This window comes from Achromobacter sp. (assembly GCF_050285565.1).
In the GTDB taxonomy this organism is placed as follows: Bacteria; Pseudomonadota; Gammaproteobacteria; order Burkholderiales; family Burkholderiaceae_B; genus Achromobacter.
Genome location: NZ_JBLZXG010000014.1, coordinates 106,821 through 127,906 on the forward strand (window position 1 = coordinate 106,821; position 21,086 = coordinate 127,906).

A 21,086-nucleotide genomic window follows, 5' to 3' on the forward strand; every position below is an offset into this window, starting at 1 on the left:
ATGCCCACGCCCGCCAGCGCGCGCCCGGCGCGCCTGCCGACCGCGCAGGTCATCGCCGCCATCGGCGGCATCTGCATGGCCCAGAGCCTGGTAAGCGGCATCGCCTTCCAGGGCGTGCCGACGCTGCTGCGCGACCGCGGCACGCCGCTGGACCAGATCGGCCTGGCCCACCTCGCCTTCCTGCCGTGGGCGCTGAAGTTCCTATGGTCACCGCTGGTCGAACGCTACCGGCTGCCATCCGGCCGCGCACAACGCCGTACCCGCCGCATCGTGCTGCCCGGGCAATGGCTGCTGGCCGCGTTGCTGTTCCTGCTCGCGGGCCTGGGCCAACCGGCCCTGCCGGCGCTGCTGGGCATCCTGGGGCTGATCTCATTGACCGCGGCCACGGTGGACATTGCCGGTGATGCCTTCGCGGTTGAGCAACTGGCGGAAAACCGGCGCGGCTGGGGCAACGCCACCCAGGTGGGATCGAGCTACCTGGGAATGTTCCTGGGCGCCGGATTGTTCGTCATCCTGGCCGGCAGCCAGGGCTGGAGCGTCGCGGCCGCCACCATGGGCGGGCTGGTGCTGCTGTTGACGCTGCCCTTCGCCCGCGTTCGCGAACCGGCGCGCCAGGCTGGCACGCCCGCGCATCGCCCCAGCCTGGCGCATGCCCTGGGTCGGCCCAATGTGCGCCTGGGCCTGGCCATCACCGTCGTGTTCCAGGCCGGCGCCCGGCTGGCCTATGGCATGACGCCCCTGCTGCTGCTCGATCGCGGCGTGCCGCTGGCGACGGTGGGCTGGATCAGCGGCGCGGGCACGGTCGGCGCCGGACTGGCCGGCACCCTGCTGGGCGCGCTGCTCCTGAAGCGCTGCGGCGCGGCACGCGCGATAGGGGTGGCCCTGGCCTTGCAAACGCTGGCCCTGGCCGCCTTCCTGGCCGCCGTCGTGGCGTCGTCGCGGCTGCCGCAGGTGGGCCCGTCCTGGCTGGTGGCGTTGGCGCTGCTGAAAGCCGCGACGGTCGCCATCGGCTTTGTGGCCCTGTACGCGTTTCTGATGGGCCAGGCCTCGCCGGCCCAGGCGGGCGTCGATTTCACCCTGTTCCAGTGCGCCGACGCCATGGTGGCCACGATCGGCGGCGTAGCCGCCGGCTGGCTGGCGCAGCACCTGGGCTACGACGCCTGCTTCGGCGCCGCCGCGGCCCTGGGCGCGGCCGGTCTGGCCCTGATCCCCGCCTTGCTGCGGCGCCTGCCGCCGCCCCTTCCTGGAGAACCGACATGACTGAACGTACCGTGGTGATCGCCGGCGCGGGCGTCGCCGGCCTGGCCTGCGCCTGGTGGCTGGCCAGGCAGGGCTGGCGCGCCGTGGTCGCCGAGCGCGCCCCGCACCTGCGCGACGGCGGCTACATGATGGGACTGTCCGGCCCCGGCCTGCTCACGGCCCGGCGCATGGAACTGGTTCCCGCGCTGCGCGCCGTCGAACGCGAAATCGGCCAGAACATCTACCGCGACCGCCGTGGCCGCGAAGTGATGCGGATCCGCTATCGCGAACTGCTGCGGGAACTGGACTGGATCACGCTGCGCCGCACGGACCTGGTGCAAGTGTTGCACGGCGCGGTGCGCGACCACGTCGACATCCGGCTAGGCACCACGGTGGCAGGCTGTAGCCAGGATGCCCAGGGCGTGGACGTGACGCTGTCGGACGGGTCGCAATGGCGCGCCGACCTGCTGATCGGCGCCGATGGCGTGCGCTCCGCCCTGCGCGCCCGGGTCTTCGGCGCCGGCGCGGCAACGCCAGCGCCGCTGGGCTATCGCTACGCGGCCTACGACGTCGATGACGACACCGGCATGGCGTGCGACTTCGTCTCTTATGCCGCGCCGGGCCACCAGGTCGAATATCACGGGCTGGGCGGCGGCCGCAAGGCGGCCCTGCACGTCTGGCGCAGCACCGAGGCCGGCTGGGTCGAGGCGCCGCGACGGCGGGGCCTGCTGCGGGAGCTGGCCCGCACGACCCACGCCGAAGTGGGACGGCAGTTGGAGGCGCTGCCCGCGGATACGCCGATCGTCATGGATGACCTGGCGCTGGTCGAACTGCCGTGTTGGCACCAGGGCCGCGTCCTGCTGGCCGGCGACGCCGCGCACAGTCTGTCCCTGATTTCTGGTCAGGGTGCCGGCATGGCGTTGGCCAGCGCTTATGTGCTGGCCCAGGAACTCGACCGGACCCCGATTGCGCAAGCGCTGACGGCTCACGAGCGGCGCCTGCGGCCCGTGATCGAGCGCCTGCAGTTGCGCAGCCGCAAGCTGGCGCCGGTCTACGTGCCGGCGTCGGCTTTCGCATTCGGGCTGCGCAACACGGCCCTGCGCCTGCTTCCCCGGCTGCTGCTCAAGCGCTATTTCCTCAGCGGATTGAAATCCGAGATGGAAGCCGCCGCGATCCTGGGCTGAGTCCGCGTCAGCCCGCCAGCCAGCGCAGCCCCCACAACACCAGCATGCCGACCACGATGACCAGCACGGCGCTGCGGGTGCGCAGGAACACCAGGATGGCGACGATGCCGGCCACCAGCTTGTAGTCGAAGAGCGGGCCCAGCCCCGCCTTCCAGGGCAGCAGGTCGGGCACCACGATGGCGGTGAGCGCGGCGGCCGGCGCGTAGCGCAGGGCCCGGCGCACGCCGTCGGGCAGCGGGATGTAGTCGCCGAACAGCATGAAGCCGGCGCGCGTCAGCACGCTGCACAGCGCCAGCAGCAGGATGGCGGAATAGACGTAGATCTCGGAGGGCCAGAGAGTCATGCGCGCGCCTTGAAGAAGCGTTCGGCCCACATGCCGGCGACCACGCCAGCGATGACCGCGGCCGCCAGGCCCAGGCGCAGCGGCAACACCTGCCCGGTCCAGGCGACCACGCCCGCGGCCAGCATCGACACCAGCATCGGTTTGGAATTGGCCAGCGGCACGGTGATCGCCAGCAGCGCCAGCACCGCCGCGAAGTCCAGCGACCAGGCCGCCGGCACCATGGTGCCCAGGTAGATCCCGACGATCGACGAGGTCTGCCAGACGAACCAGCCCGGCGCGATGGTGCCGATGAAATACCAGAGCTGCTCCCGGGTGCCGCGTTCGGCGGCGTCGCCAAAGCGCGGCATGAACAGCACGAAGCCCATGTCGGTGGTGAAGTATCCCAGGCCCAGGCGCTTGGGCCAGGACAGGTGACGGAAATAAGGTTGCAGCGCCGCGCCGAAGATCAGGAAGCGCAGGTTCACCACGCAGCCGGCGGCGAAGACCAGCCACAGCGGCGCGCCGGTGGCGATCAGCGGCAGGGAGGTGAGCTGGGCCGATCCGGCATACAGCAACAGGGTCATGGCCAGCGCCATGGATTCGGTCAGGCCCGACTTGACCATCGCCACGCCGGTCACCAGCCCCCAGGTGGCGGTGGCGATCAGGGCAGGCACGATGGCATGCACGCCGGCCCGGAAAGCGGCAACGCGCTCCTGGCGGATCACCCGCGGGTCGTCGGTGGTTTCGGAAAGCGCGGACTCAGAGGACAACGGCGGACCCCTGGGGATTCGGACAGGACGACATGGAAACTCTGTGGGAAGGAAACGCACGACAACCTGCTCGCCCGCCGGGGCCGCGGGGCCCGCAGGCACCGCGCCGGTGCGCGAATAGGCCGCTATTGTAACCTCGCCGCTTGATACAATACGGCCCTCGGATTTAGAGAGGGAGCAGACCATGTCGATGGCTGACCGCGATGGCTTCATCTGGTATGACGGCAAGCTCGTGCCCTGGCGCGAGGCGACCACGCACGTCCTGACGCACTCCCTGCACTACGGCCTGTCGGTGTTCGAGGGCGTGCGCGCCTACCGTTCCGAGATCGGCACCGCCATCTTCCGCCTCGAAGACCACACCAACCGCCTGTTCAACTCGGCGCACATCTACCAGATCCCCATGCCGTTCGATCGCGACACGATCAACGAGGCCCAGCGGACCGTGGTGCGCGAGAACCAGCTCGAATCCTGCTACCTGCGCCCGCTGGTGTTCTACGGCCCCGAAAAGATGGGCGTGTCGCCCAAAGGCGCCAAGGTGCACGTGGCGATCGCCGCCTGGCCCTGGGGCGCCTACCTGGGCGACGAAGCCCTGTCGCAGGGCATCCGGGTCAAGGTGTCGTCGTTCGCCCGCCAGCACGTCAACGTGACGATGCCGCGCGCCAAGGTCGCCTCCACCTACGCCAACTCGATCCTGGCCAACACCGAAGCGCTGCAGGATGGCTACGACGAGGCCCTGCTGCTGGACACCGAAGGCTTCGTGGCCGAGGGTTCCGGCGAGAACCTGTTCCTGGTCAAGGACGGCGTGCTGTGCGAGCCCGAGATCGCCTCGGCCCTGACCGGCATCACCCGTTCCACCATCCACGCCCTGGCGGCAGATTTCGGCCTGCGCGTGGTGACCAAGCGCCTGACCCGCGACGACGTCTACATCGCCGACGAAGCCTTCTTCACCGGCACCGCCGCCGAAGTCACGCCGATCCGCGAGGTCGACAACCGCCAGATCGGTTCCGGCCGCCGCGGCCCCATCACCGAGAAACTGCAGAAAGCGTTTTTTGACATGGTGAATGGCCGCAACCCGAAGTACCATCACTGGCTGAGCAAAGTCTGATTCGCGCCGCCCTGCCCGCCAGGGCGGCATCACTGCCCCAACCCGCCGTATCACCGGTATTTTTTATTCAGGAAATTCCATGACCGCCGCTGCCCCGGCCGCCGCCCCCCACGAAGTCATCGAAGTCGGCGCCGAAGACCTGCCTGTGTTCTGTCCGGGTCCGAAGGCCCCGCTGTGGAGCATGCACCCGCGCGTCTTCCTGGACGTCGCCCGCACCGGCTCGGCGCGCTGCGCCTACTGCGGCGCCGAGTACCGGCTCAAGCCGGGCACCGTGCTGCACGGCCACGGCCACTGACACCCGCCGTCCAACCGCTCTGCCCGCCGCCATCATGTTCGCCACGCCCGAAGAAGCAGAACACGCCTTCTACGAAGCCCTTGAGCAGGGGGACACCGTCCGCCTGATGCAAGTATGGGCGGACGACGAGGAAGTCGTCTGCATCCACCCGGGAGGCCTGCGCATCGTCGGCCATTCGGCCGTGCACGAGTCCTGGCAACACGTGCTGGCGAACGGCCCGCTGCACATCCGGCCGCTGCGCCCGCTGGTCATGCTGAGCATGATGTGCGCGGTGCACGTGCTGGTCGAACAGGTGGCGGTGCGCACGCGGGAAGGCACCCAGTTCGCCAACTGCTACGCCACCAACATCTATCACAAGGGCCCCACGGGCTGGCGCATGGTCATGCACCACGCCTCCTCGGCGCCCACCGAAGCCGGGGTGCTCGACTTGCACGACGTGCCCGACATGCTGCACTGATCCGGGTCGACTTTGGCTGCTCGTTTCGACACAACGCCCTGCCCCGTTCCCTCCTGGTTGCCCGGAGGCGATGCCCAGACGGTCTACGCCGCGCTGTTCGCGCAGTACCACCGCATCGCATTCGTGCGCGACCGGGTCGAGACGCCCGATACCGACTTCGTCGATTTCGACTGGACCGGGCCGGGGCTGTTCCCGCACAAGGCCGCCGACGGCGCGCCCGTGAGCGGCCAGCAGCCGGTGGCCAACGGCAAGACCGCGGCGGCGCGCTGGATGACCGAAGCCGACTGGAAATCGCTGCCGCAGACCGCCGACACCCCCGCGCTGCTGCTGTTCCACGGCCTGGAGGGCGGCAGCACCAGCCGTTATGCCCAGTCCATCGCGCACCACTTCCGGGCGCGCGGCTGGATCGTCGTGATCGCGCACTTTCGCGGTTGCTCCGGCGTGCCCAATCGCCTGGCACGGGCCTATTATTCGGGCGATTCGGCCGAGGTCGGCTTCCTGCTCGACACCGTGCGCAACCGCATCCCGCACGCGCGCTGGCACGCGGTGGGCGTGTCGCTGGGCGGCAATGCGCTGCTGAAATACCTGGGCGAGCACCAGCAGGACAGCGGCTGGCTGACCGCCTGCGCCGGCGTCTCGGTGCCCCTGGATCTGGTGGCCTGCGGCAAGACCCTGTCGACCGGATTCTTCAACCGCAAGGTGTACACGGGCCATTTCCTCAAGACCCTCAAGCACAAGGTACTGGAGAAGGCCCACCGCTACCCCGGCGCCATCGACGTGATGCGTATCGCCCACGCGCGCGACCTGCGCGACTTCGACGACGCCTACACCGCGCCCATGCACGGTTTTCGCAATGCGCTCGATTACTGGACGCGCGCCTCCAGCAAGCCCTGGCTGCCACGGATCTCGGTGCCGACGCTGGTGCTGAACGCGCTGAACGATCCGTTCATTCCCGCCAGCGCCCTGCCCAAGCCGGACGAATGCTCGTCCAGCATCCTGCTGCACCAACCGACCGACGGGGGGCATGCAGGTTTCCCGACGGGCGCCTTCCCGGCCCACCTGGGCTGGCTGCCGCAGCGGCTGGGCCGCTTCTTCGAGACCGGGCTGTAGGCCACTGGCCGCTGATGACGCCGGCCGCCGCAAAGCGCCCGGATCTCAGCCCGACTTGAAACGTTCCAGCAGTTGGCGCTCTTCAGCCAGCTTGTCCTTGACTTCCTTGATCTGCACATCGATCTGCGACTGCTCGTAGAAGTCGGTGGACATGCCGCGCGCCTGCTGCAACTGCGACTCGGCCGCCGCGAAGGCGCCGGTCATGACGTAGTAGCGCGCCAGGTCGCGGCGCGCCTGCACCGGCTTGCCGGTGCGTTCCTCGCTCTGCGCCAGCATCTGATAGAGACTGGGCTCGTCCGAGCCCCATTGCTTGATCTTGGCGCGCAGATAGTCCTGAGCCTCGGCATGGCGACCGTTGGCCTGCAGGGCGGTGGCATAGGCAATGCCCAACGCGCGCTGCTCGGGCCAGCGCCGCGTGGCGGCTTGCGCCAGATCCTGGGCCCGCCGGTTGTCCTTGCGCGCCAGGGCGATATCGACGGCCAGCTTGGCCATCTGCGGCGAATCACGGCCATCGGCCGCGGCCTGGGTGAGCAGGCGATCGGCCTCGTCCAGGCTATTGCGCTGGAAGGCCTGCAAGGCCAGTCCGTAGTAGGCGGCCGAGCGGCGCACGCCGGACAACGCCTGGGCCTCGTCCTGCAACTGCTGGCCGGCCGTGCGCAGGCTGACCGCGTCGCGGCCCTGCACCACGCGCATCTTGGCGCGGATGTACCAGAAATCGTCGCTGTCGACGTGGCGCGATAGCGGCAGCGAGCGCACGCGGTTCTGCACGTCGGACATCCGCTCGATCGACAGCGGGTGGGTACTGGCCCAGGAACCACCGCCCGCGCCTTCGTTCAGGCGCGAGGCATTCATCAGACGCGAGAACATCTGTGCCATGCCCTGGGCGTCGTAGCCGGCCTTGGTCAGCATCGTGAAACCGGCGCGGTCGGCCTCGCGCTCGGCATCGCGCGAAAAGCCCAATTGGCGGTTGATGGCGGCGGCCTGGCCGAACGCGGCCACCCCCATCGCCAAGTTGCCGCCGCCGCCGGCCAACGCCGCCAGCAACGCGCCCGCCAGGCTCGCCAGCATGACCATGCTGTTCTGGCTCTGCTGCGTCATGCCGCGCGCGATATGGCGCTGCACCACGTGACCGATTTCGTGCGCCAGCACCGCCGCCAGTTCGGATTCGCTGCCTGACGAGACGATCAGCCCGGTGTTGACGCCGATGAAGCCGCCCGGCATGGCGAAGGCGTTGATCTCGGGATCGCGCACGCCGAACATTTCGACGTCCGGCACCGCGCCGGGCGAGAAGGCCGCCAGCTTGCGCCCCATGGTGGTGAGGTACTGACTGAGTTCCGGATCGTCCACGTAGGTCGGGTCGCGCCTGCCCTGCGACATGATCGCTTCGCCAAGGCTGCGTTCCAGCGCCGGCGACAGATCCGCGGCGGAGGCCGCGCCCATCGAGGGCAACCCGACGGGCTGGGCCCAGGCGGTCGCGGGCAGGGCCGGCAGCGCCAGGGTGGCACAGATTCCGATGATCGCGCCCCGCCGCGCAATCGAGCAAATGGATGGCATTTTCCTGCGGTTCATGAGCCTATGATAGCGATGCGCTTAAAATGTTTCATCGATACCCCCAACGAGGTTTCAATGCGTCCCGTCCGTAAAGCCGTTTTCCCTGTCGCCGGCATGGGCACGCGCTTCCTGCCCGCCACCAAGGCGATGCCCAAGGAAATGCTGCCCGTCGTCGACAAGCCGTTGATCCAGTACGCGGTCGAGGAAGCCGTGGCCGCCGGCATCACCGATCTGATCTTCGTTACCGGTCGCAACAAGCGCGCCATCGAAGACCATTTCGACTCCGCCCCCGAACTGGAATCCGACCTCGAAAGCAAGGGCAAGCACGAGCTTCTCGCCATGGTGCGGGGCATTCTACCCGCCCACGTCAATTGCCTCTATATCCGCCAATCGGCGCCACTGGGCCTGGGCCATGCCGTGCTGTCGGCCGCGCCGGCCGTGGGGGACGAACCGTTCGCCGTGCTGCTGGCCGATGACCTGATCGACGCCGACACACCGGCCATGAAGCAGTTGGTGGATATCGCCATGGCGCAGAACGCCAGCGTGCTGGGGGTGCAGGACGTGCCGCGCGAAGACACGCGCAAGTACGGCATTGTCGCCACGCGCACGGGCGACAGCCATGCCAATGGCCGCACCGAGCGTGTCACCCACATCGTTGAAAAGCCCGATCCCGAAGCCGCCCCCTCGACCCTCGCGGTGGTGGGACGTTACGTGCTGGAGGCCGCGATCTTCGATCACCTGCGCTCGACCAAGATGGGCGCCGGCAACGAGATCCAGTTGACCGACGGCATTGCCTCGCTGATGCGCGAACGCGCGGTCTATGCGCACCGCTACGAAGGCACGCGCTACGACTGCGGCAACAAGGCGGGAATGTTCCAGGCCACCGTGGCGCTGGGCAAGAAGTACCACGGCCTGCTGCCGGAATGACGCGGCCCGCGGCCGCGTGAACGCCCCCGGGTGGGGGCGCCTAGACCGACGCGGCGCGACGCCCCCTGGCACGCGCCAGGGCATCGCGGTCGGCCTTGCGCAGCCGGCCCTTGGCCGACAGGCGCATCAGCGTGCCCAGGGCCACCATCAAGCCGATCACCTCGACCAGCGCGGCGGGAATCCACATGGTCAACCCGCCGATGGTCTGGTCGGTCTGCGCCGACATGGCGATGGCCCGGCCGCACAGTTCGAACAAGGGATAGATGTCGCTTTCGGTGAAGGCGATGACGGCACCCGCCACCATCTGCGGCAGCATTGTCAGGATCGGTGAAATGACGCGGCCGCCCGGCGTCATCGCGGCCGGCGGCGCGGGACGGCGATCCAGGATCAGGTTCCAGTACATGAAGCCACTGATCACCACCGACCAGTTCATCAGCCGATACAGGCGCCAGTCGAGCATGGAATAGAACTGCACCGACGGGATCAGCCAGACCAGCACCAGGAACACGAACAAGGCGGGAACAAAAATCTTGTGCGTCAGCACCGCCACCGTGGCGCGGCCGGCGCCGGTGCCCAGGAAATCACGCAGTCGCACGCGCCAGCGCAGCGGCAACCCGGCGCGCATGACCTGCCCGGGAAAGGCCGCCATCACCAGCAGCGGACCCAGGTGGTGCAGCACCAGGTGCTGGATGCGGTGGATGAAGAACATGCGCTCGGCGTAATAGTCCAGGCGGGTGTGCATCGACAGGTACAGCAGCACCAGCCCCACCCAGAACAGGACGCGGCGCGCGCCCGTGACATGATGCACGCGCTGGCCGCGCACGAACAGCCCGATGGCCACCAGGAAGGAGGCCACCAGCGTGGGAGAGAACTCCCAGGGTATGAGCCATTCGAGATTGTCCATGCGGGTCATCCGGAAAATGCCGACCAGGGCGTGATCGCCCCCGGCGCACAGGGGCCGGAACACGCAGCCGGATCGATTGTAGTTGACCCGGCCGCTCCCCGCGCGGCTCAGAACCGGTGCGAAATGCCCGTACCGAAGCGCGAGGTGTGGGAATGGCCAGGATCGAACTGGTTGTCCAGGGTGTAATTGGACGCGTAGCCGGCGAACGCATAAAGCGTGGTGCGCGGCGACAGGTTGTACGTATACCCCAATGTCACCAATTGCGCATTGCGCGCCGTCGAACCGTCCTCCCATTGCCAGTCGGGCCGCGCCAGCGACCACTGCGCCACCACGGCGCCGTGGCCCACCGGCACGCTGGCGCCCAGCAGCCAGGCGTTGACGGTGCCGCCGCGCGCGAAGGCCGCCGGCCCCAGGTTCTGCCCCAGGTTGTCCGGATCGCCGCCATCCAAGCCGACATAGCCGTTGCGCTGGCGCGACCAGCCCAGCGTTACCTTGACCACCTCGAAGTCGTAGGACGCCCCCAATTGCAGTGCTTGCGGCCGGCCGCCCTGGCCCGCCGCGGGGGCGGCCAGGCGCAACTGGTCCCAGGTGGCGACGGCCAGCAAGGGCCCCTCCTCGTACTTCAGGCCCATGCTGAGCGCGCGATTGTTGGCCGCGGTCTTGAAGCGGTCGCGGCCGTCGGCGTCGAAGGAATAGCCGATGCCGGCCTGCCAGCCCTGCCAGGTGGGCGTGTAGTAGTTCACCAGATTGCTGAACTGATAGTTGTCCGAGGCCTTGAAGGTGGCGCCCATGCCCATTTCCTTCCACGACGCCAATTCCAGGGCATTGCCATAGGTCTTGCCGACCGTGTATTGGCGCCCCAGGCGCAAGTCGCCATAGCTGTCGTGCGCCAGCCCGACCCAGGCGCCGTAGTTGAACAGGCGGTCGTCGTCCGCGCGCTTGCCGGTGGACGGATCGAAGCCGCTTTCCAGTTGGAAGCGGCTGCTCCAACCGTCGCCGATATCCTCGGAACCGCGCAGGCCCCACAGGGAATCGGTCAGGCCGCCGTTGAGCACACCATTGTGCGTGCCCAGCCCCGACGTATGCGTCGTGGCGATGCCGGCGTCGACCACGCCATAGAGCTGCACCCCCGGGCCATCGCCGGCCGCACAGGCGCCCAGCGGCCAACAGGCCACCCCCGCCACCAGCGTGGCAACCGTCGAGATTTTCATGCTGATCTCCTGAATCCGCGACGAGACAGCGCCTCGCCGCGGTCTACATCGATATTGACTATTGCCAGCCGTAGCGGCGTACCCAGACCCCCTTGAGCAACTGCGTCAGCGCGCAGTAGCTCAGCAGGATTCCGGCCAGCCAGGGGAAATAGCTCCACGGCAGCGCCTGCAGCTGGAAGTAGGCGGCCAGGGGCGAAAACGGCAGGAACAGCCCCAACCCGACCACCATCACCGTCATCGCCATCAGCGGCCAGGCGGCGCGGCTCTGCAGGAACGGAATCTTGCGTGTGCGGATCATATGCACGATCAGCGTCTGCGACAACAGGCCTTCGACGAACCAGCCCGACTGGAACAGCGTCTGGTGCTCGGGCGCATTGGCCTGGAACACATACCACATGAGGGCATACGTGGTGATGTCGAAGATGGAGCTGATCGGCCCGAAGAACACCATGAAGCGGCCGAGCCCGGCCGGATCCCATTGCTGCGGCTTTTTCAGCAGTTCCTCGTCGACATTGTCGAACGGAATCGCGGTCTGCGAGATGTCGTACATCAAGTTCTGCAGCAGCAGGTGGATGGGCAGCATCGGCAGGAACGGCAGGAAAGCGCTGGCCACCAGCACCGAGAAGACATTGCCGAAATTGGAGCTGGCGGTCATCTTCAGGTACTTGAGCATGTTGCAGAAAGTCTTGCGGCCTTCGATGACACCGTCTTCCAGCACCATCAGGCTCTTTTCCAGCAGGATGATGTCGGCGGCCTCTTTCGAAATATCGACCGCCGAATCCACCGAGATGCCCACGTCCGCGGCGCGCAGGGCCGGAGCGTCGTTGATGCCGTCGCCCATGAAGCCCACGGTGTTGCCCTGGGCACGCAGCACGCGCACGATGCGCTCCTTATGCGCCGGGGTCAGGCGTGCGAACACATTGGCCTCGCGCACGGCCACGGCCAGCCGGGCGTCGTCCATGGCCTCGATATCGGCGCCCAGGTAGACCTTGCGCACCTCGAAACCGACTTCGCGGCACACCTTCTGCGTCACCAGCTCGACGTCGCCGGTCAGCACCTTGACCTCGATACCGGAATCGCGCAGCGCCGTCAGGGCCGGGCCGGTGGATTCCTTGGCCGGGTCGAGAAAGGCGATGTATCCGACCAGCACCAGGTCGGCCTCGTCAGCCACGCCGTAGGCCTGCTGGGTGGGCGGCAGCTCACGCACGCCCACCGCGATCACCCGCAGCCCGTCGCGGTTCAGTTCGGCGGTGACGCGGCGGATGTCGGCGCGCCGCGCGTCGGTCAGAAGATGCACATCATTGCCGACCCGCAGGCGGGTGCAGACGGACAGCATCTCCTCCAGCGCGCCCTTGCAGATCAGTTCGTGGTGCTCGCGGCCGTTCTCGGTCTCGCTGACCACCACCGACATGCGCCGGCGCGAGAAGTCGAACGGGATCTCGTCGATCTTGCGATAACGGGCGGCCAGGTTCAGCTGGCGCTCGACTTCCGCGTGGCGCAGCACGGCCACGTCGAGCAGGTTCTTCAGGCCGGTCTGGTAGTAACTATTGAGATAGGCGTAGGCCAGCACGTCGTCGCTGGTGGCGCCGTACACGTCGGTATGGCGTTCGAGTGCGATGCGGTCCTGGGTCAGGGTGCCGGTCTTGTCGGTGCAGAGCACGTTCATGGCGCCCAGGTTCTGGATCGCGTCCAGCCGCTTGACCACCACCTTGCGCCGCGACATCCGCACCGCGCCCTTGGCCAGCGTGGCGGTGACGATCATCGGCAGCATTTCCGGCGTCAGGCCAACGGCGATGGCCAGCGCGAACAGCAGGGCTTCCAGCCAATCGCCCTTGGTGAAGCCATTGATCAGCAACACGATCGGCGCCATCACCAGCATGAAGCGGATCAGCACCCAACTGACGCGGTTGATGCCCTGCTGGAACTGCGTCGGCACGCGCGAGGTCTGGGTCACGCGCCCGGCCAGTTGGCCGAAGTAGGTGCCGGAACCGGTGGCCACCACCAGCGCGCTGCCCGAGCCGCTGACCACGTTGGTGCCCATGAAGGCCATGTTCTCCAGCTCCAGCGCGTTGCCCGTCTCGGTGCGCGGCTCCGCATACTTCTCCACCGGCAGCGATTCGCCGGTGAGCGCGGCCTGGGCCACGAACAGATCCTTGGCGCCGAGGATGCGGCAGTCGGCCGGGATCATGTCGCCGGCGGACAGCAGCACCACGTCGCCGGGCACCAGTTGCGCCAGCGGCACCTCGATCTGGCGGGAACCCGAGGCATGCACCGTGGCGCCGAAGTAGCGGCGGGCATCCCCTTCGGCCATGCCCGCGGGATCGCTGCGCAGCACCGTGGCGGTGTTCTGCACCATGGCCTTGAGCGCTTCGGCGGCGCGGTTGGAACGGCGTTCCTGCACGAAGCGCAGCAGGGTCGAGATCGCCACCATCGAGCCAATGATGATGACGCCCTTCCATGACGGGTCATCGGGCTCGGCCATGTACACATCCGTGACCCAGGACAGCGCGGCCAGGCCGGTCAGCAGCAGGTTGAACGGATTGCGGAATGATTGCCAGAGATGGACATACCAGGTCAGCGGCTTTTCGTGGTCGACTTCGTTGGCGCCGTAGCGGGCGCGGGCCTCGTCGGCCTGGCCTTGCGAGAGCCCGCCGCGGCCGCTGCGCCACAGCGCGAACAGCGCATCGACCTCCAGGTGCGCCATGTCGAGCATGCGGCGGTTGGCGCGGCGCGCGGCGTCGGAAGCGTCGGCGGCGGCCGGAAGGCTGCCTTGCTCCAGCATGGGGGAACGCCGGAAGTGGCGCGCCGTCCGCCGCAGTCCGGCGGCGGAGGAGAAAAAGGTCTTGAGGAATTTGAACATCGGTGTGTTCCCGTTATTGGTGTTGTCGGGGAAGACACGGACGACAGGCGCCGGGCGCCGCGCGCGGGCAGCACGGGGTCGCGGCCCGCGCACAGGCGGGCCGTCGCCGCCCCGTGCGGGCGTGCGCAGGCACCGGGGCGATGTTGCCGGTGTCCGGATCGCGTCGAGGCGCGCCGGGTGCGGGAAGCGGAACGGGAAACTAGCGGCAGAACCGGGGCCGGCGGGGGCGGCGCGCGTCGAGCGGGCCTGGCCGGGGGTTCAGGGCTGCGGATTCCGTACTAGACCGGGTGACTCTCCGGCCAGTCGGCTCGCAAAGGAGAAGACAGGTCAGACAGGCAGGCCGGCGCCGCGCACGTGGCGCAATCGAGGCTCGGGGTCTAAGGCACTGGGCATGGTCTCTCCTGGGAAATGACGGGTGGTTCAGGCCGCCAGCGGTTGGGCACCGAAATGCACGTGGCGCACGGCGGGGTGGGCGCTGAGCCGGCGGGCTTGCGACATCAGTTCGCCACGCAGTTCGGGCGGGCAATTGACGGTGATGCAGGCCGAAGCCATGCCGGGGTCGCGCCCCTGGTCGATCTGCACTTGCGAGACATCGAGGCCGGCGGCGCTGAAGTCCAGGCAGATCTGCTTGCGCAGCGCGCCCAGTTCATCGCGCGGGCAGATGACCGTCAGGCGCGAGGTGCCGCGGCGGCGGCCCATCGCGGCGGCACGGTCGACGCCAGCGCGGCGCAGGAACAAGTCGAAGAAACGCATAGCGACCTCCATTGCAAATGGGGAACGGCTTCGCGCATACGCGCGCACGCAAGCTCACTGCGCCTGACGGACGCGCACGAAAAAAGCGTGCGCGAACGCGGGCGCTGCGACTAGCGGCGGTTCTGGCGGTTTATGTTGGGGAGAATCCCGGCAAGCCGTGGGCTTGCGCTGTGGCCCGGCATGATGCCCGGGGCTAGGGATATCACCGCAACCTGTTCAACAGGTTGCGGCAGACGGAGTTCTGCGTGGACCTGTCAAACAGCGGCGTCGATGCAAGATCGACTACTTTCGCCGGAATCGGTATTCACGAAGACTGCTCCTGGGATGGATAACGAGCGGGATTTTACGCGGGTTTCCACTGATGGACAAGGTTTACCCGCACAAAAACCGCGCTTTTGTGCAAAACGGCGCGTGGTCTCGCGGGCCGCGCGCCGCCACCCCGTCATGCGTAGAAATGCCAGCCCAGATAGGCCGCGAACAAGGCGTAGAAGCCGCCCACCGCCGACAGCGCCGGCACGCTCATGCCGGCGCGGCGAAAGCGCAGCCACAGCAGGCCGATGGACAGCATGGTGAACAGGGCCGCGGCCAGCAGCGGGCCATCGAGCAGCCAGGGCGTCAGGAAGATGCCGAGCGCGCTGGGGATGGTGGCCTGGATCATCATGGCGCCCGAGATATTGGCCAAGGCCAGCCGTTCCTTGCCCTGGCGCACCCAGATCAGCGCATTCATGATTTCCGGCAGCTCGGTGGCGACAGGCGCCAACAGCAGCGCGGCCACGTGCGGCGAAGCCCCCATGGCGACGCCCAGCACTTCGATCTGGTGGACGAACACGTGCGACGCGCCGGCGATCACGACCAGCGCCAGCAGCGTCTGGGTCGCGGCCCAGAACATCGACGGGTTGTCGTCGCGCGGACGCAGCTTGAGCGGCTCCAGGTCCTCGCAGTCGATGCAATCCTCGTCGTTGCTCAGTTCGCGCTTGACGTACAGGCCGTAGGTCGCCAGGAACAGGATGCCGAGCCAGGGCTTCCAGGCGAAGGCCAGCAGGCCCAGCCCGACCTTGAAAACGAAAATGCCCATGAACCAGGCCTGGTCGCGGGCCAGCCGGCGCTGGTCCGCGTTGATACAGGCAGCTTGCGTGGGTTGGCCGCGACGCGCGCGCCACAGCGCCAGGCCGACCACGGCATAGGCCAGCGTCGCCAGCACCAGCGGACCGCCCATGGCGGCGCCAACGCCGATGTCCTTCTGTTCGGGCGTGTTGCCGAACACCACGGCCATGAAGGTGACGGCGCTCTCCGGCAAGGCGGTACCGAACGCGGCCAACACGGTGCCGGTGGCGGTGGCGCCGAGCTGGAAGCGATGTCCGACCCATTCGACGCCATTGACGAAGAATTCGCAGGCAAGATAAATCACTGCCGCGGACAGGAAAAACAGGAACAGGGTGAGCAACATAGAGACGAGCCGGACGAGCAGAAACCAATTGGCGCGACGCAACGGCTCGCCCGGCCAGGGTGAACGCTGCGCGGCCAAAGGTCTCGCCTGGCTGATCCATGCGCGGGCGGACCGCGGCATGGAGACCGTTAGCGCCATGGCGTCCTGGAAACCGCTACGCGATACCGGACCACCAAGTCTGTTGACGCTAACTCCTTTGGGGACAAAGGATGGCTACTCCCCAATGACAGAGCCGCGATTGTAGCAGCGCGTCGATGACAGTCCAGTGAATTCCCGCCGCCTGCCGCAATCCGGCCGGACTGTCGCATCGGCGGCACGGCGAGTAAAGTAACTGGCAACACCGTTTCCCGCCGGGCCTTGCGCCCCCCTCGCCCATGAGTCTGCCTCCCACCGATATCGCCCCCTTCGCCGCCCGCCGCCAGCGCCTGATGGCGCGCATGCGCGCCGACGGCGGCGGCATCGCCATCCTCGCCACCGCGCCTGAAGCCATCCGCAACCGCGACGCCGAATACCCCTACCGGCACGACAGCGACTTCTTCTACCTGACCGGCTTCACCGAACCCGGCGCCTGGCTGGTGCTGATCGCCGGCGCCACCGATCGCGCCCTGCTGTTCTGCCGGCCACGCCACATCGAGCACGAGATCTGGGAGGGGCGGCGCTTCGGCCCGCAAGCCGCGGCCGAGCATTTCGGCTTCGACGACGCGCAGCCGCTGGACGCGCTGGACGAAATGGTGCCCAAGCTGCTGCTGGACCAACCGACGCTGTATGCCCCCCTGGCCGGCGACAAGCGCGGCGATGGCCGGCTGCACCGCTGGCTGACGGCGGCGCGCGAGGCCAGTCGCGGCGGCCTCCAGGCGCCCGCGCGGCAACAGGATATCCGGCCGATCCTGGCCGAGATGCGGCTGATCAAGGACGCCAGCGAGATCGCCGCGATGCGGCGCGCGGCCAAGATCTCCGCCGGCGCCCACGCGCGCGCCATGCGGGCCACGCGCGCCGGCATGCGCGAATACGAACTGGAGGCGGAACTGCTGTATGAATTCCGCCGCCACGGCGCCCAGGCGGTGGCCTACAACAGCATCGTCGCGGCCGGCGCCAACGCCTGCGTGCTGCATTATCCCGCCGGCGAAGCCGTGCTGCGCGATGGCGACCTGGTGCTGATCGACGCGGGCTGCGAGGTCGACAGCTATGCCAGCGACATTACCCGCACTTTCCCGGTCAATGGCCGCTACAGCGGCCCGCAGCGCGCCCTGTACGACCTGACGGTGGCGGCCCAGGAGGCGGCGGCCCAGGCCACCGCCCCGGGCCGCGGCTGGAACGACGGCCACGAGGCCGCGGTTCGCGTGCTGGCGCAGGGCATGCTCGACCTGAAGCTGCTCAAGGGTTCGCTGGATGGGGTGATCGAATCGGGCGACTACAGCCGCTTCTACATGCACCGCACCGGCCATTGGCTCGGGCTGGACGTGCACGATGTGGGCGACTACCGTCAGCCGGGCGCGGCGCCAGGCGCCGAGCGCCCCTGGCGCACGCTGGAAACCGGCATGATGCTGACGATCGAGCCGGGCATCTATGTGCGCCCGGCCGACGACGTGCCCGAGGCCTATTGGAACATCGGCATCCGCACCGAGGACGACGCGCTGGTGACGGCCGAGGGTTGCGAGCTGATCACCCGCGGCGTACCGGTGCAGGCCGGCGAGATCGAGGCGCTGATGCGCGAGTAAGGCAGCAACGGGCCGGCGCGTCCGGCCCGCGCAGGCGCCCGGGCCATGATGACAGGGCCGGCGCCGCCGCCCGCGACGCGCTACAGCACCAGGCCGTCCAACCAGCCCATCGCCACCCACACGTAGACCACCACCATCGCGATGGCGAACATCGACACGGTGGCGCCGACCAGGCAGGCCAGCAGGGCGACCAGCACCGGCCCCCAGCCGGTTCTGGGAGACGGCGGCAAGCCGGGGTTGTAGCGGCGGTCGAACTTTTCGTCGGGCATCAGCGAGAACACCGCGCTCTCGATGAAGCCGTCGATCATGGGAATGAAGAGCACAAAGAAGGCCGGGTTGTCGTACCAGACCGGGTAATAGCGGAACGCACAGAACAGGCTGAGCAGCGCCAGCGTCGTCACCAGCCAGGCATGACGCCGGCCCAGGTACCACCAGTGCGCCCCGAGCCAGCCGAACAGACAGGCCAGCAGGCCGACGGCGACCTTGCCGCGCGGGCGGCGCGCAACGGCGGCGGACAGCGAAGATGAAGCCTCGAGCTGCGTCATATCAATCAACCGGTAAAGGGTCCCCGGGCGCCAAGCCGCGCCGGCTGAACCGGATTGTAGTGGACAGGTAAAATCCGGACATGACTATCTCCGCCTTCGACATTGCGATTCTCGGCGCCGGCCCCGTGGGACGGGTCCTGGCGTTGATGCTGGCGCGCGTGGCGCCGGATCCGTCCCGCATCGCCCTGCTGCAGGGCGCGTCGCCGGCGCCCGTTGCGCCGGCCGCCGCCGTGCCCGCGGCCGATCCGCGCGTGCTGGCCATGAACCATGGCAGCCGCGTGCTGCTCGAATCGCTGCACGCCTGGCCCGCCAAGGCGGCGGACATCCTCAACATCCACGTCTCGCAGCGCGGCCGGCTCGGCCGCAGCGTGATCCGCAACACCGATTTCGGCGTGCCGCAGTTGGGCTGCGTGGTCGCCTACGCGGCGCTGCACGCGCGGCTGGAGGAATGCGTGGCGGCCAGCGGCGTGACCGTGCTGTCCGGGCCGCCGGCCGTGGTCGACGGCCAGGACGCCGACGGCGTGCGCATCAGCCAGGGCGACGCGGCGTTGAGCTGCCGGATCGCGGTGCAGTCCGACGGCGCCGGCGGCAGCGACGTGCGCCGCGACTACGGCCAGCACGCCCTGCTGACCACTGTCCACGCCAGCCTGCCGCGCCGCGGCTGGGCCTGGGAGCGCTTCACCGCCGAGGGGCCGCTGGCGCTGCTGCCGCATCCGCAGACGCCGGACGCCTGTTCGGTGGTCTGGTGCAGCGCGCCCGCGCGCGCGGCCGAACTGGCCGCGCTGGACAACACGGCCTTTTCGCAAGCGCTGAGCGCGGCCTTTGGCGACCGCCTGGGCCGTCTGACGTGCCAGGCGCCGCGCCATGTCTTCCCGCTGGCGTTGAACGCGCGCCGCGCTCTGGTGCAAGGCCGCGTGGCCGTGATCGGCAACGCGGCGCAGACGCTGCACCCGGTGGCCGGCCAAGGGCTGAACCTCGGGCTGCGCGATGCCGCCCGGCTGGCGCAATCCCTGGGCGGCTGGCTGGCCCAGCCGAACGCCACGCCCAATCAGGCGCTGAACGATTTCGCCCGCGCGCGCCAGGTCGACCGGCTCATCACCGCCGGCGTCACCGACCTGATGCCGCGCATCTTCGCCACCGGCCTGGCGCCCGTCGAGCACGCCTGCGGCCTGGCGCTGCTGGGCCTGGACCTGGCCGCGCCCCTGCGCGCGCCGCTGGCCCGCCATCTGCTGCAAGGTTTCCGCGCCTGACATCCCCCTTTTTTGCCTTCCTGTTACCAAGCGGTCGAAAGGCAAAAAAGAGGGTTCGATCGAGCCGGTTAAAATGTGACCATGCGCATCGGCCCGTGGACCCTTCCCAACAACGTTCTGGTCGCGCCCATGGCGGGCGTGACGGATCGTCCTTTCCGCCAACTCTGCAAGAAATTGGGGGCCGGTTACGCCGTTTCGGAAATGGCCGCCAGCAACCCCAAGCTGTGGGACAGCGTCAAGACCTCGCGCCGCCTCAACCACGACGGCGAGATCGCCCCCATTGCCGTGCAGATCGCCGGCGCCGACCCGGCCATGATGGCCGAGGCCGCCGTGTTCAACGCCCATAAGGGCGCGCGCATCATCGACATCAACATGGGCTGCCCGGTGAAGAAGGTCTGTAACGTGGCCTCGGGCTCGGCCTTGCTGCGCCACGAAGACCTGATCGCCCGCATCCTGGACGCCGTGGTCGAGGCCTGCGCGCCGCTGGGGGTGCCGGTCACGCTCAAGACCCGCACCGGCTGGGACCGCGACAGCCGCAACGCGCTGCGGGTGGCCAAACTGGCGCAAGACGCCGGCATCGCCGCCCTGACACTGCATGGACGCACCCGCGCCGACCTCTATACGGGCGAAGCGGAATATGACACTATCCGCGCCGTCCGCGCCGAGCTGAAAATCCCGCTGATCGCCAATGGCGATATCGACTCGCCCGAAAAGGCCAGGCGCGTCCTGGATTACACTGGCGCCGACGCGGTCATGATCGGCCGGGCGGCCCAAGGGCGTCCCTGGATTTTCCGCGAGGTCGATCACTATCTGCGCACGGGCGAAACACTGGCCCCTCCCAGCTATGGGGAAATGCGCGAACTGCTGCTCGAACATCTCGACGACCACTACCGCTTCTATGGCGAACACACCGGCGTACGCACGGCGCGCAAGCACATAGGATGGTATCTGGACGGCCTGCCGGACGCGGACTCGTTCCGCGACCGCATGAACCTCATCGACAACACCCGCGACCAGTGGCGGGCGGTGTCGGATTGGTTCCTCAATCTTTCCCGCGACGGCAACCCCAACCCGGCGCCTGTCGCGAAAGCCCTGCTGGCGGCATGACCGCCTCAACACCAACATAAAAATATCTGTACTCCGATGAGCAAGAAAGATGTCCTGGAAGAATGCGTGCGCGCCAGCCTGGAGCGCTATTTCGAAGACCTGGGTGAATCCGAGCCCCACGACATGTGGGACATGGTGATGCGCTGCGTGGAGCGCCCGGTGCTTGAAGTGGCGTTGGAACGGTCTGGCGGCAACCAGTCGCGGGCATCCGAAATGCTGGGCATCACCCGCAACACCCTGCGCAAGAAGCTGCTGGCCCACAACATCCAGGTATAGCGCATTGCCGCGCGGGCGGGCCGGCAGGCGCGTCCCGCATGACAGATTTCCCATC

General features: G+C 68.2%; 20 protein-coding genes and 1 riboswitch. Of the genes, 11 read left to right on the forward strand and 9 right to left on the reverse strand.

Going from position 1 to position 21,086, the window contains the following annotated elements; translation table 11 throughout:
* Together ACN6O8_RS24840 and ACN6O8_RS24845 are read left to right on the forward strand one after the other, a co-directional pair.
* On the forward strand, positions 1–1,260 hold the full coding sequence (locus tag ACN6O8_RS24840) for an MFS transporter (protein WP_427993634.1): 1,260 nt from the start codon (positions 1–3) through the stop codon (positions 1,258–1,260).
* Entirely contained in the window at positions 1,257–2,423 is a 1,167-nt protein-coding gene (locus ACN6O8_RS24845; protein WP_427993635.1) for an FAD-dependent oxidoreductase, read from the forward strand. The genes ACN6O8_RS24840 and ACN6O8_RS24845 overlap by 4 nt, the downstream gene beginning before the upstream one ends.
* Before the next feature lie 7 nt (positions 2,424–2,430).
* Here ACN6O8_RS24845 and ACN6O8_RS24850 read toward each other — a convergent pair whose 3' ends face one another.
* Positions 2,431–2,766, reverse strand: coding sequence for an AzlD domain-containing protein (locus ACN6O8_RS24850; protein ID WP_427993636.1), 336 nt, complete (start codon positions 2,764–2,766; stop codon positions 2,431–2,433).
* On the reverse strand, positions 2,763–3,515 hold the full coding sequence (locus ACN6O8_RS24855) for an AzlC family ABC transporter permease (RefSeq protein WP_427993637.1): 753 nt from the start codon (positions 3,513–3,515) through the stop codon (positions 2,763–2,765). Before ACN6O8_RS24855 ends, ACN6O8_RS24850 begins: the two co-directional genes overlap by 4 nt.
* 184 nt (positions 3,516–3,699) lie before the next feature.
* On the opposite strand from ACN6O8_RS24855, the gene ACN6O8_RS24860 reads away from it, so the two are divergent.
* The 4 genes from ACN6O8_RS24860 to ACN6O8_RS24875 all read left to right on the forward strand — a co-directional run bounded on the left by ACN6O8_RS24860 (position 3,700) and on the right by ACN6O8_RS24875 (position 6,482).
* A complete protein-coding gene (locus ACN6O8_RS24860) occupies positions 3,700–4,620 on the forward strand; it encodes a branched-chain amino acid transaminase (protein WP_427993638.1) in 921 nt (306 codons plus the stop codon).
* A 79-nt stretch (positions 4,621–4,699) separates the two neighbouring features.
* Positions 4,700–4,915 (forward strand): zinc-finger domain-containing protein, encoded by a 216-nt coding sequence (locus ACN6O8_RS24865; protein WP_427993639.1) that lies wholly within the window; start codon positions 4,700–4,702, stop codon positions 4,913–4,915.
* 34 nt (positions 4,916–4,949) lie between these two features.
* The gene (locus tag ACN6O8_RS24870) at positions 4,950–5,372 is read left to right on the forward strand and encodes a YybH family protein (protein ID WP_006393176.1); all 423 of its coding nucleotides are present in this window, start codon (positions 4,950–4,952) and stop codon (positions 5,370–5,372) included.
* Between the two features lie 12 nt (positions 5,373–5,384).
* Entirely contained in the window at positions 5,385–6,482 is a 1,098-nt protein-coding gene (locus ACN6O8_RS24875) for a YheT family hydrolase (protein WP_427993640.1), read from the forward strand.
* A gap of 45 nt (positions 6,483–6,527) precedes the next feature.
* Here ACN6O8_RS24875 and ACN6O8_RS24880 read toward each other — a convergent pair whose 3' ends face one another.
* Complete coding sequence (locus ACN6O8_RS24880) at positions 6,528–8,036, reverse strand: M48 family metalloprotease (protein ID WP_427993672.1); 1,509 nt, start codon at positions 8,034–8,036, stop codon at positions 6,528–6,530.
* 72 nt (positions 8,037–8,108) lie between these two features.
* On the opposite strand from ACN6O8_RS24880, the gene galU reads away from it, so the two are divergent.
* On the forward strand, positions 8,109–8,960 hold the full coding sequence (gene galU / locus ACN6O8_RS24885) for a UTP--glucose-1-phosphate uridylyltransferase GalU (RefSeq protein WP_427993641.1): 852 nt from the start codon (positions 8,109–8,111) through the stop codon (positions 8,958–8,960).
* 40 nt (positions 8,961–9,000) lie between these two features.
* Here the strand turns inward: galU and ACN6O8_RS24890 are convergent, their stop codons facing one another.
* The 5 genes from ACN6O8_RS24890 to ACN6O8_RS24910 all read right to left on the reverse strand — a co-directional run bounded on the left by ACN6O8_RS24890 (position 9,001) and on the right by ACN6O8_RS24910 (position 16,135).
* On the reverse strand, positions 9,001–9,873 hold the full coding sequence (locus ACN6O8_RS24890; protein WP_427993642.1) for a cytochrome c oxidase assembly protein: 873 nt from the start codon (positions 9,871–9,873) through the stop codon (positions 9,001–9,003).
* Positions 9,874–9,971: 98 nt separating this feature from the next.
* Positions 9,972–11,075: a porin gene (locus ACN6O8_RS24895; RefSeq protein ID WP_427993643.1), complete on the reverse strand. Its 1,104-nt coding sequence runs from the start codon at positions 11,073–11,075 to the stop codon at positions 9,972–9,974.
* A gap of 58 nt (positions 11,076–11,133) precedes the next feature.
* Entirely contained in the window at positions 11,134–13,935 is a 2,802-nt protein-coding gene (gene mgtA / locus ACN6O8_RS24900) for a magnesium-translocating P-type ATPase (RefSeq protein ID WP_427993644.1), read from the reverse strand.
* Positions 13,936–14,355: 420 nt separating this feature from the next.
* A complete protein-coding gene (locus ACN6O8_RS24905; protein WP_427993645.1) occupies positions 14,356–14,688 on the reverse strand; it encodes a hypothetical protein in 333 nt (110 codons plus the stop codon).
* 442 nt (positions 14,689–15,130) lie between these two features.
* Positions 15,131–16,135 (reverse strand): sodium:calcium antiporter, encoded by a 1,005-nt coding sequence (locus ACN6O8_RS24910; protein WP_427993646.1) that lies wholly within the window; start codon positions 16,133–16,135, stop codon positions 15,131–15,133.
* A gap of 78 nt (positions 16,136–16,213) precedes the next feature.
* Positions 16,214–16,376, reverse strand: a riboswitch (yybP-ykoY riboswitch).
* A gap of 133 nt (positions 16,377–16,509) precedes the next feature.
* On the opposite strand from ACN6O8_RS24910, the gene ACN6O8_RS24915 reads away from it, so the two are divergent.
* Entirely contained in the window at positions 16,510–17,853 is a 1,344-nt protein-coding gene (locus tag ACN6O8_RS24915; RefSeq protein WP_427993647.1) for an aminopeptidase P N-terminal domain-containing protein, read from the forward strand.
* 80 nt (positions 17,854–17,933) lie between these two features.
* Here the strand turns inward: ACN6O8_RS24915 and ACN6O8_RS24920 are convergent, their stop codons facing one another.
* Positions 17,934–18,398 (reverse strand): TM2 domain-containing protein, encoded by a 465-nt coding sequence (locus ACN6O8_RS24920; RefSeq protein ID WP_427993648.1) that lies wholly within the window; start codon positions 18,396–18,398, stop codon positions 17,934–17,936.
* 80 nt (positions 18,399–18,478) lie between these two features.
* On the opposite strand from ACN6O8_RS24920, the gene ACN6O8_RS24925 reads away from it, so the two are divergent.
* The 3 genes from ACN6O8_RS24925 (at position 18,479) to ACN6O8_RS24935 (ending at position 21,031) form a co-directional block, all read left to right on the forward strand.
* A complete protein-coding gene (locus ACN6O8_RS24925; protein ID WP_427993649.1) occupies positions 18,479–19,648 on the forward strand; it encodes a UbiH/UbiF/VisC/COQ6 family ubiquinone biosynthesis hydroxylase in 1,170 nt (389 codons plus the stop codon).
* 81 nt (positions 19,649–19,729) lie between these two features.
* A complete protein-coding gene (gene dusB, locus ACN6O8_RS24930; protein ID WP_427993673.1) occupies positions 19,730–20,755 on the forward strand; it encodes a tRNA dihydrouridine synthase DusB in 1,026 nt (341 codons plus the stop codon).
* A gap of 36 nt (positions 20,756–20,791) precedes the next feature.
* Positions 20,792–21,031, forward strand: coding sequence for a helix-turn-helix domain-containing protein (locus ACN6O8_RS24935; RefSeq protein WP_006217670.1), 240 nt, complete (start codon positions 20,792–20,794; stop codon positions 21,029–21,031).
* The last annotated feature ends 55 nt before the right edge of the window (positions 21,032–21,086 follow it).

Excerpts from the sequence above, each read along its gene's own strand:
- ACN6O8_RS24840 (WP_427993634.1), top strand. The coding sequence starts at position 1 with ATGCCCACGCCCGCCAGCGCGCGCCCGGCGCGCCTGCCGACCGCGCAG.
- ACN6O8_RS24845 (WP_427993635.1), top strand. The coding sequence starts at position 1,257 with ATGACTGAACGTACCGTGGTGATCGCCGGCGCGGGCGTCGCCGGCCTG.
- ACN6O8_RS24850 (WP_427993636.1), bottom strand. The coding sequence starts at position 2,766 with ATGACTCTCTGGCCCTCCGAGATCTACGTCTATTCCGCCATCCTGCTG.
- ACN6O8_RS24860 (WP_427993638.1), top strand. The coding sequence starts at position 3,700 with ATGTCGATGGCTGACCGCGATGGCTTCATCTGGTATGACGGCAAGCTC.
- ACN6O8_RS24865 (WP_427993639.1), top strand. The coding sequence starts at position 4,700 with ATGACCGCCGCTGCCCCGGCCGCCGCCCCCCACGAAGTCATCGAAGTC.
- ACN6O8_RS24870 (WP_006393176.1), top strand. The coding sequence starts at position 4,950 with ATGTTCGCCACGCCCGAAGAAGCAGAACACGCCTTCTACGAAGCCCTT.
- ACN6O8_RS24880 (WP_427993672.1), bottom strand. The coding sequence starts at position 8,036 with ATGCCATCCATTTGCTCGATTGCGCGGCGGGGCGCGATCATCGGAATC.
- galU (WP_427993641.1), top strand. The coding sequence starts at position 8,109 with ATGCGTCCCGTCCGTAAAGCCGTTTTCCCTGTCGCCGGCATGGGCACG.
- ACN6O8_RS24890 (WP_427993642.1), bottom strand. The coding sequence starts at position 9,873 with ATGACCCGCATGGACAATCTCGAATGGCTCATACCCTGGGAGTTCTCT.
- ACN6O8_RS24895 (WP_427993643.1), bottom strand. The coding sequence starts at position 11,075 with ATGAAAATCTCGACGGTTGCCACGCTGGTGGCGGGGGTGGCCTGTTGG.
- mgtA (WP_427993644.1), bottom strand. The coding sequence starts at position 13,935 with ATGTTCAAATTCCTCAAGACCTTTTTCTCCTCCGCCGCCGGACTGCGG.
- ACN6O8_RS24905 (WP_427993645.1), bottom strand. The coding sequence starts at position 14,688 with ATGCGTTTCTTCGACTTGTTCCTGCGCCGCGCTGGCGTCGACCGTGCC.
- ACN6O8_RS24910 (WP_427993646.1), bottom strand. The coding sequence starts at position 16,135 with ATGTTGCTCACCCTGTTCCTGTTTTTCCTGTCCGCGGCAGTGATTTAT.
- ACN6O8_RS24915 (WP_427993647.1), top strand. The coding sequence starts at position 16,510 with ATGAGTCTGCCTCCCACCGATATCGCCCCCTTCGCCGCCCGCCGCCAG.
- ACN6O8_RS24920 (WP_427993648.1), bottom strand. The coding sequence starts at position 18,398 with ATGACGCAGCTCGAGGCTTCATCTTCGCTGTCCGCCGCCGTTGCGCGC.
- ACN6O8_RS24925 (WP_427993649.1), top strand. The coding sequence starts at position 18,479 with ATGACTATCTCCGCCTTCGACATTGCGATTCTCGGCGCCGGCCCCGTG.
- dusB (WP_427993673.1), top strand. The coding sequence starts at position 19,730 with ATGCGCATCGGCCCGTGGACCCTTCCCAACAACGTTCTGGTCGCGCCC.
- ACN6O8_RS24935 (WP_006217670.1), top strand. The coding sequence starts at position 20,792 with ATGAGCAAGAAAGATGTCCTGGAAGAATGCGTGCGCGCCAGCCTGGAG.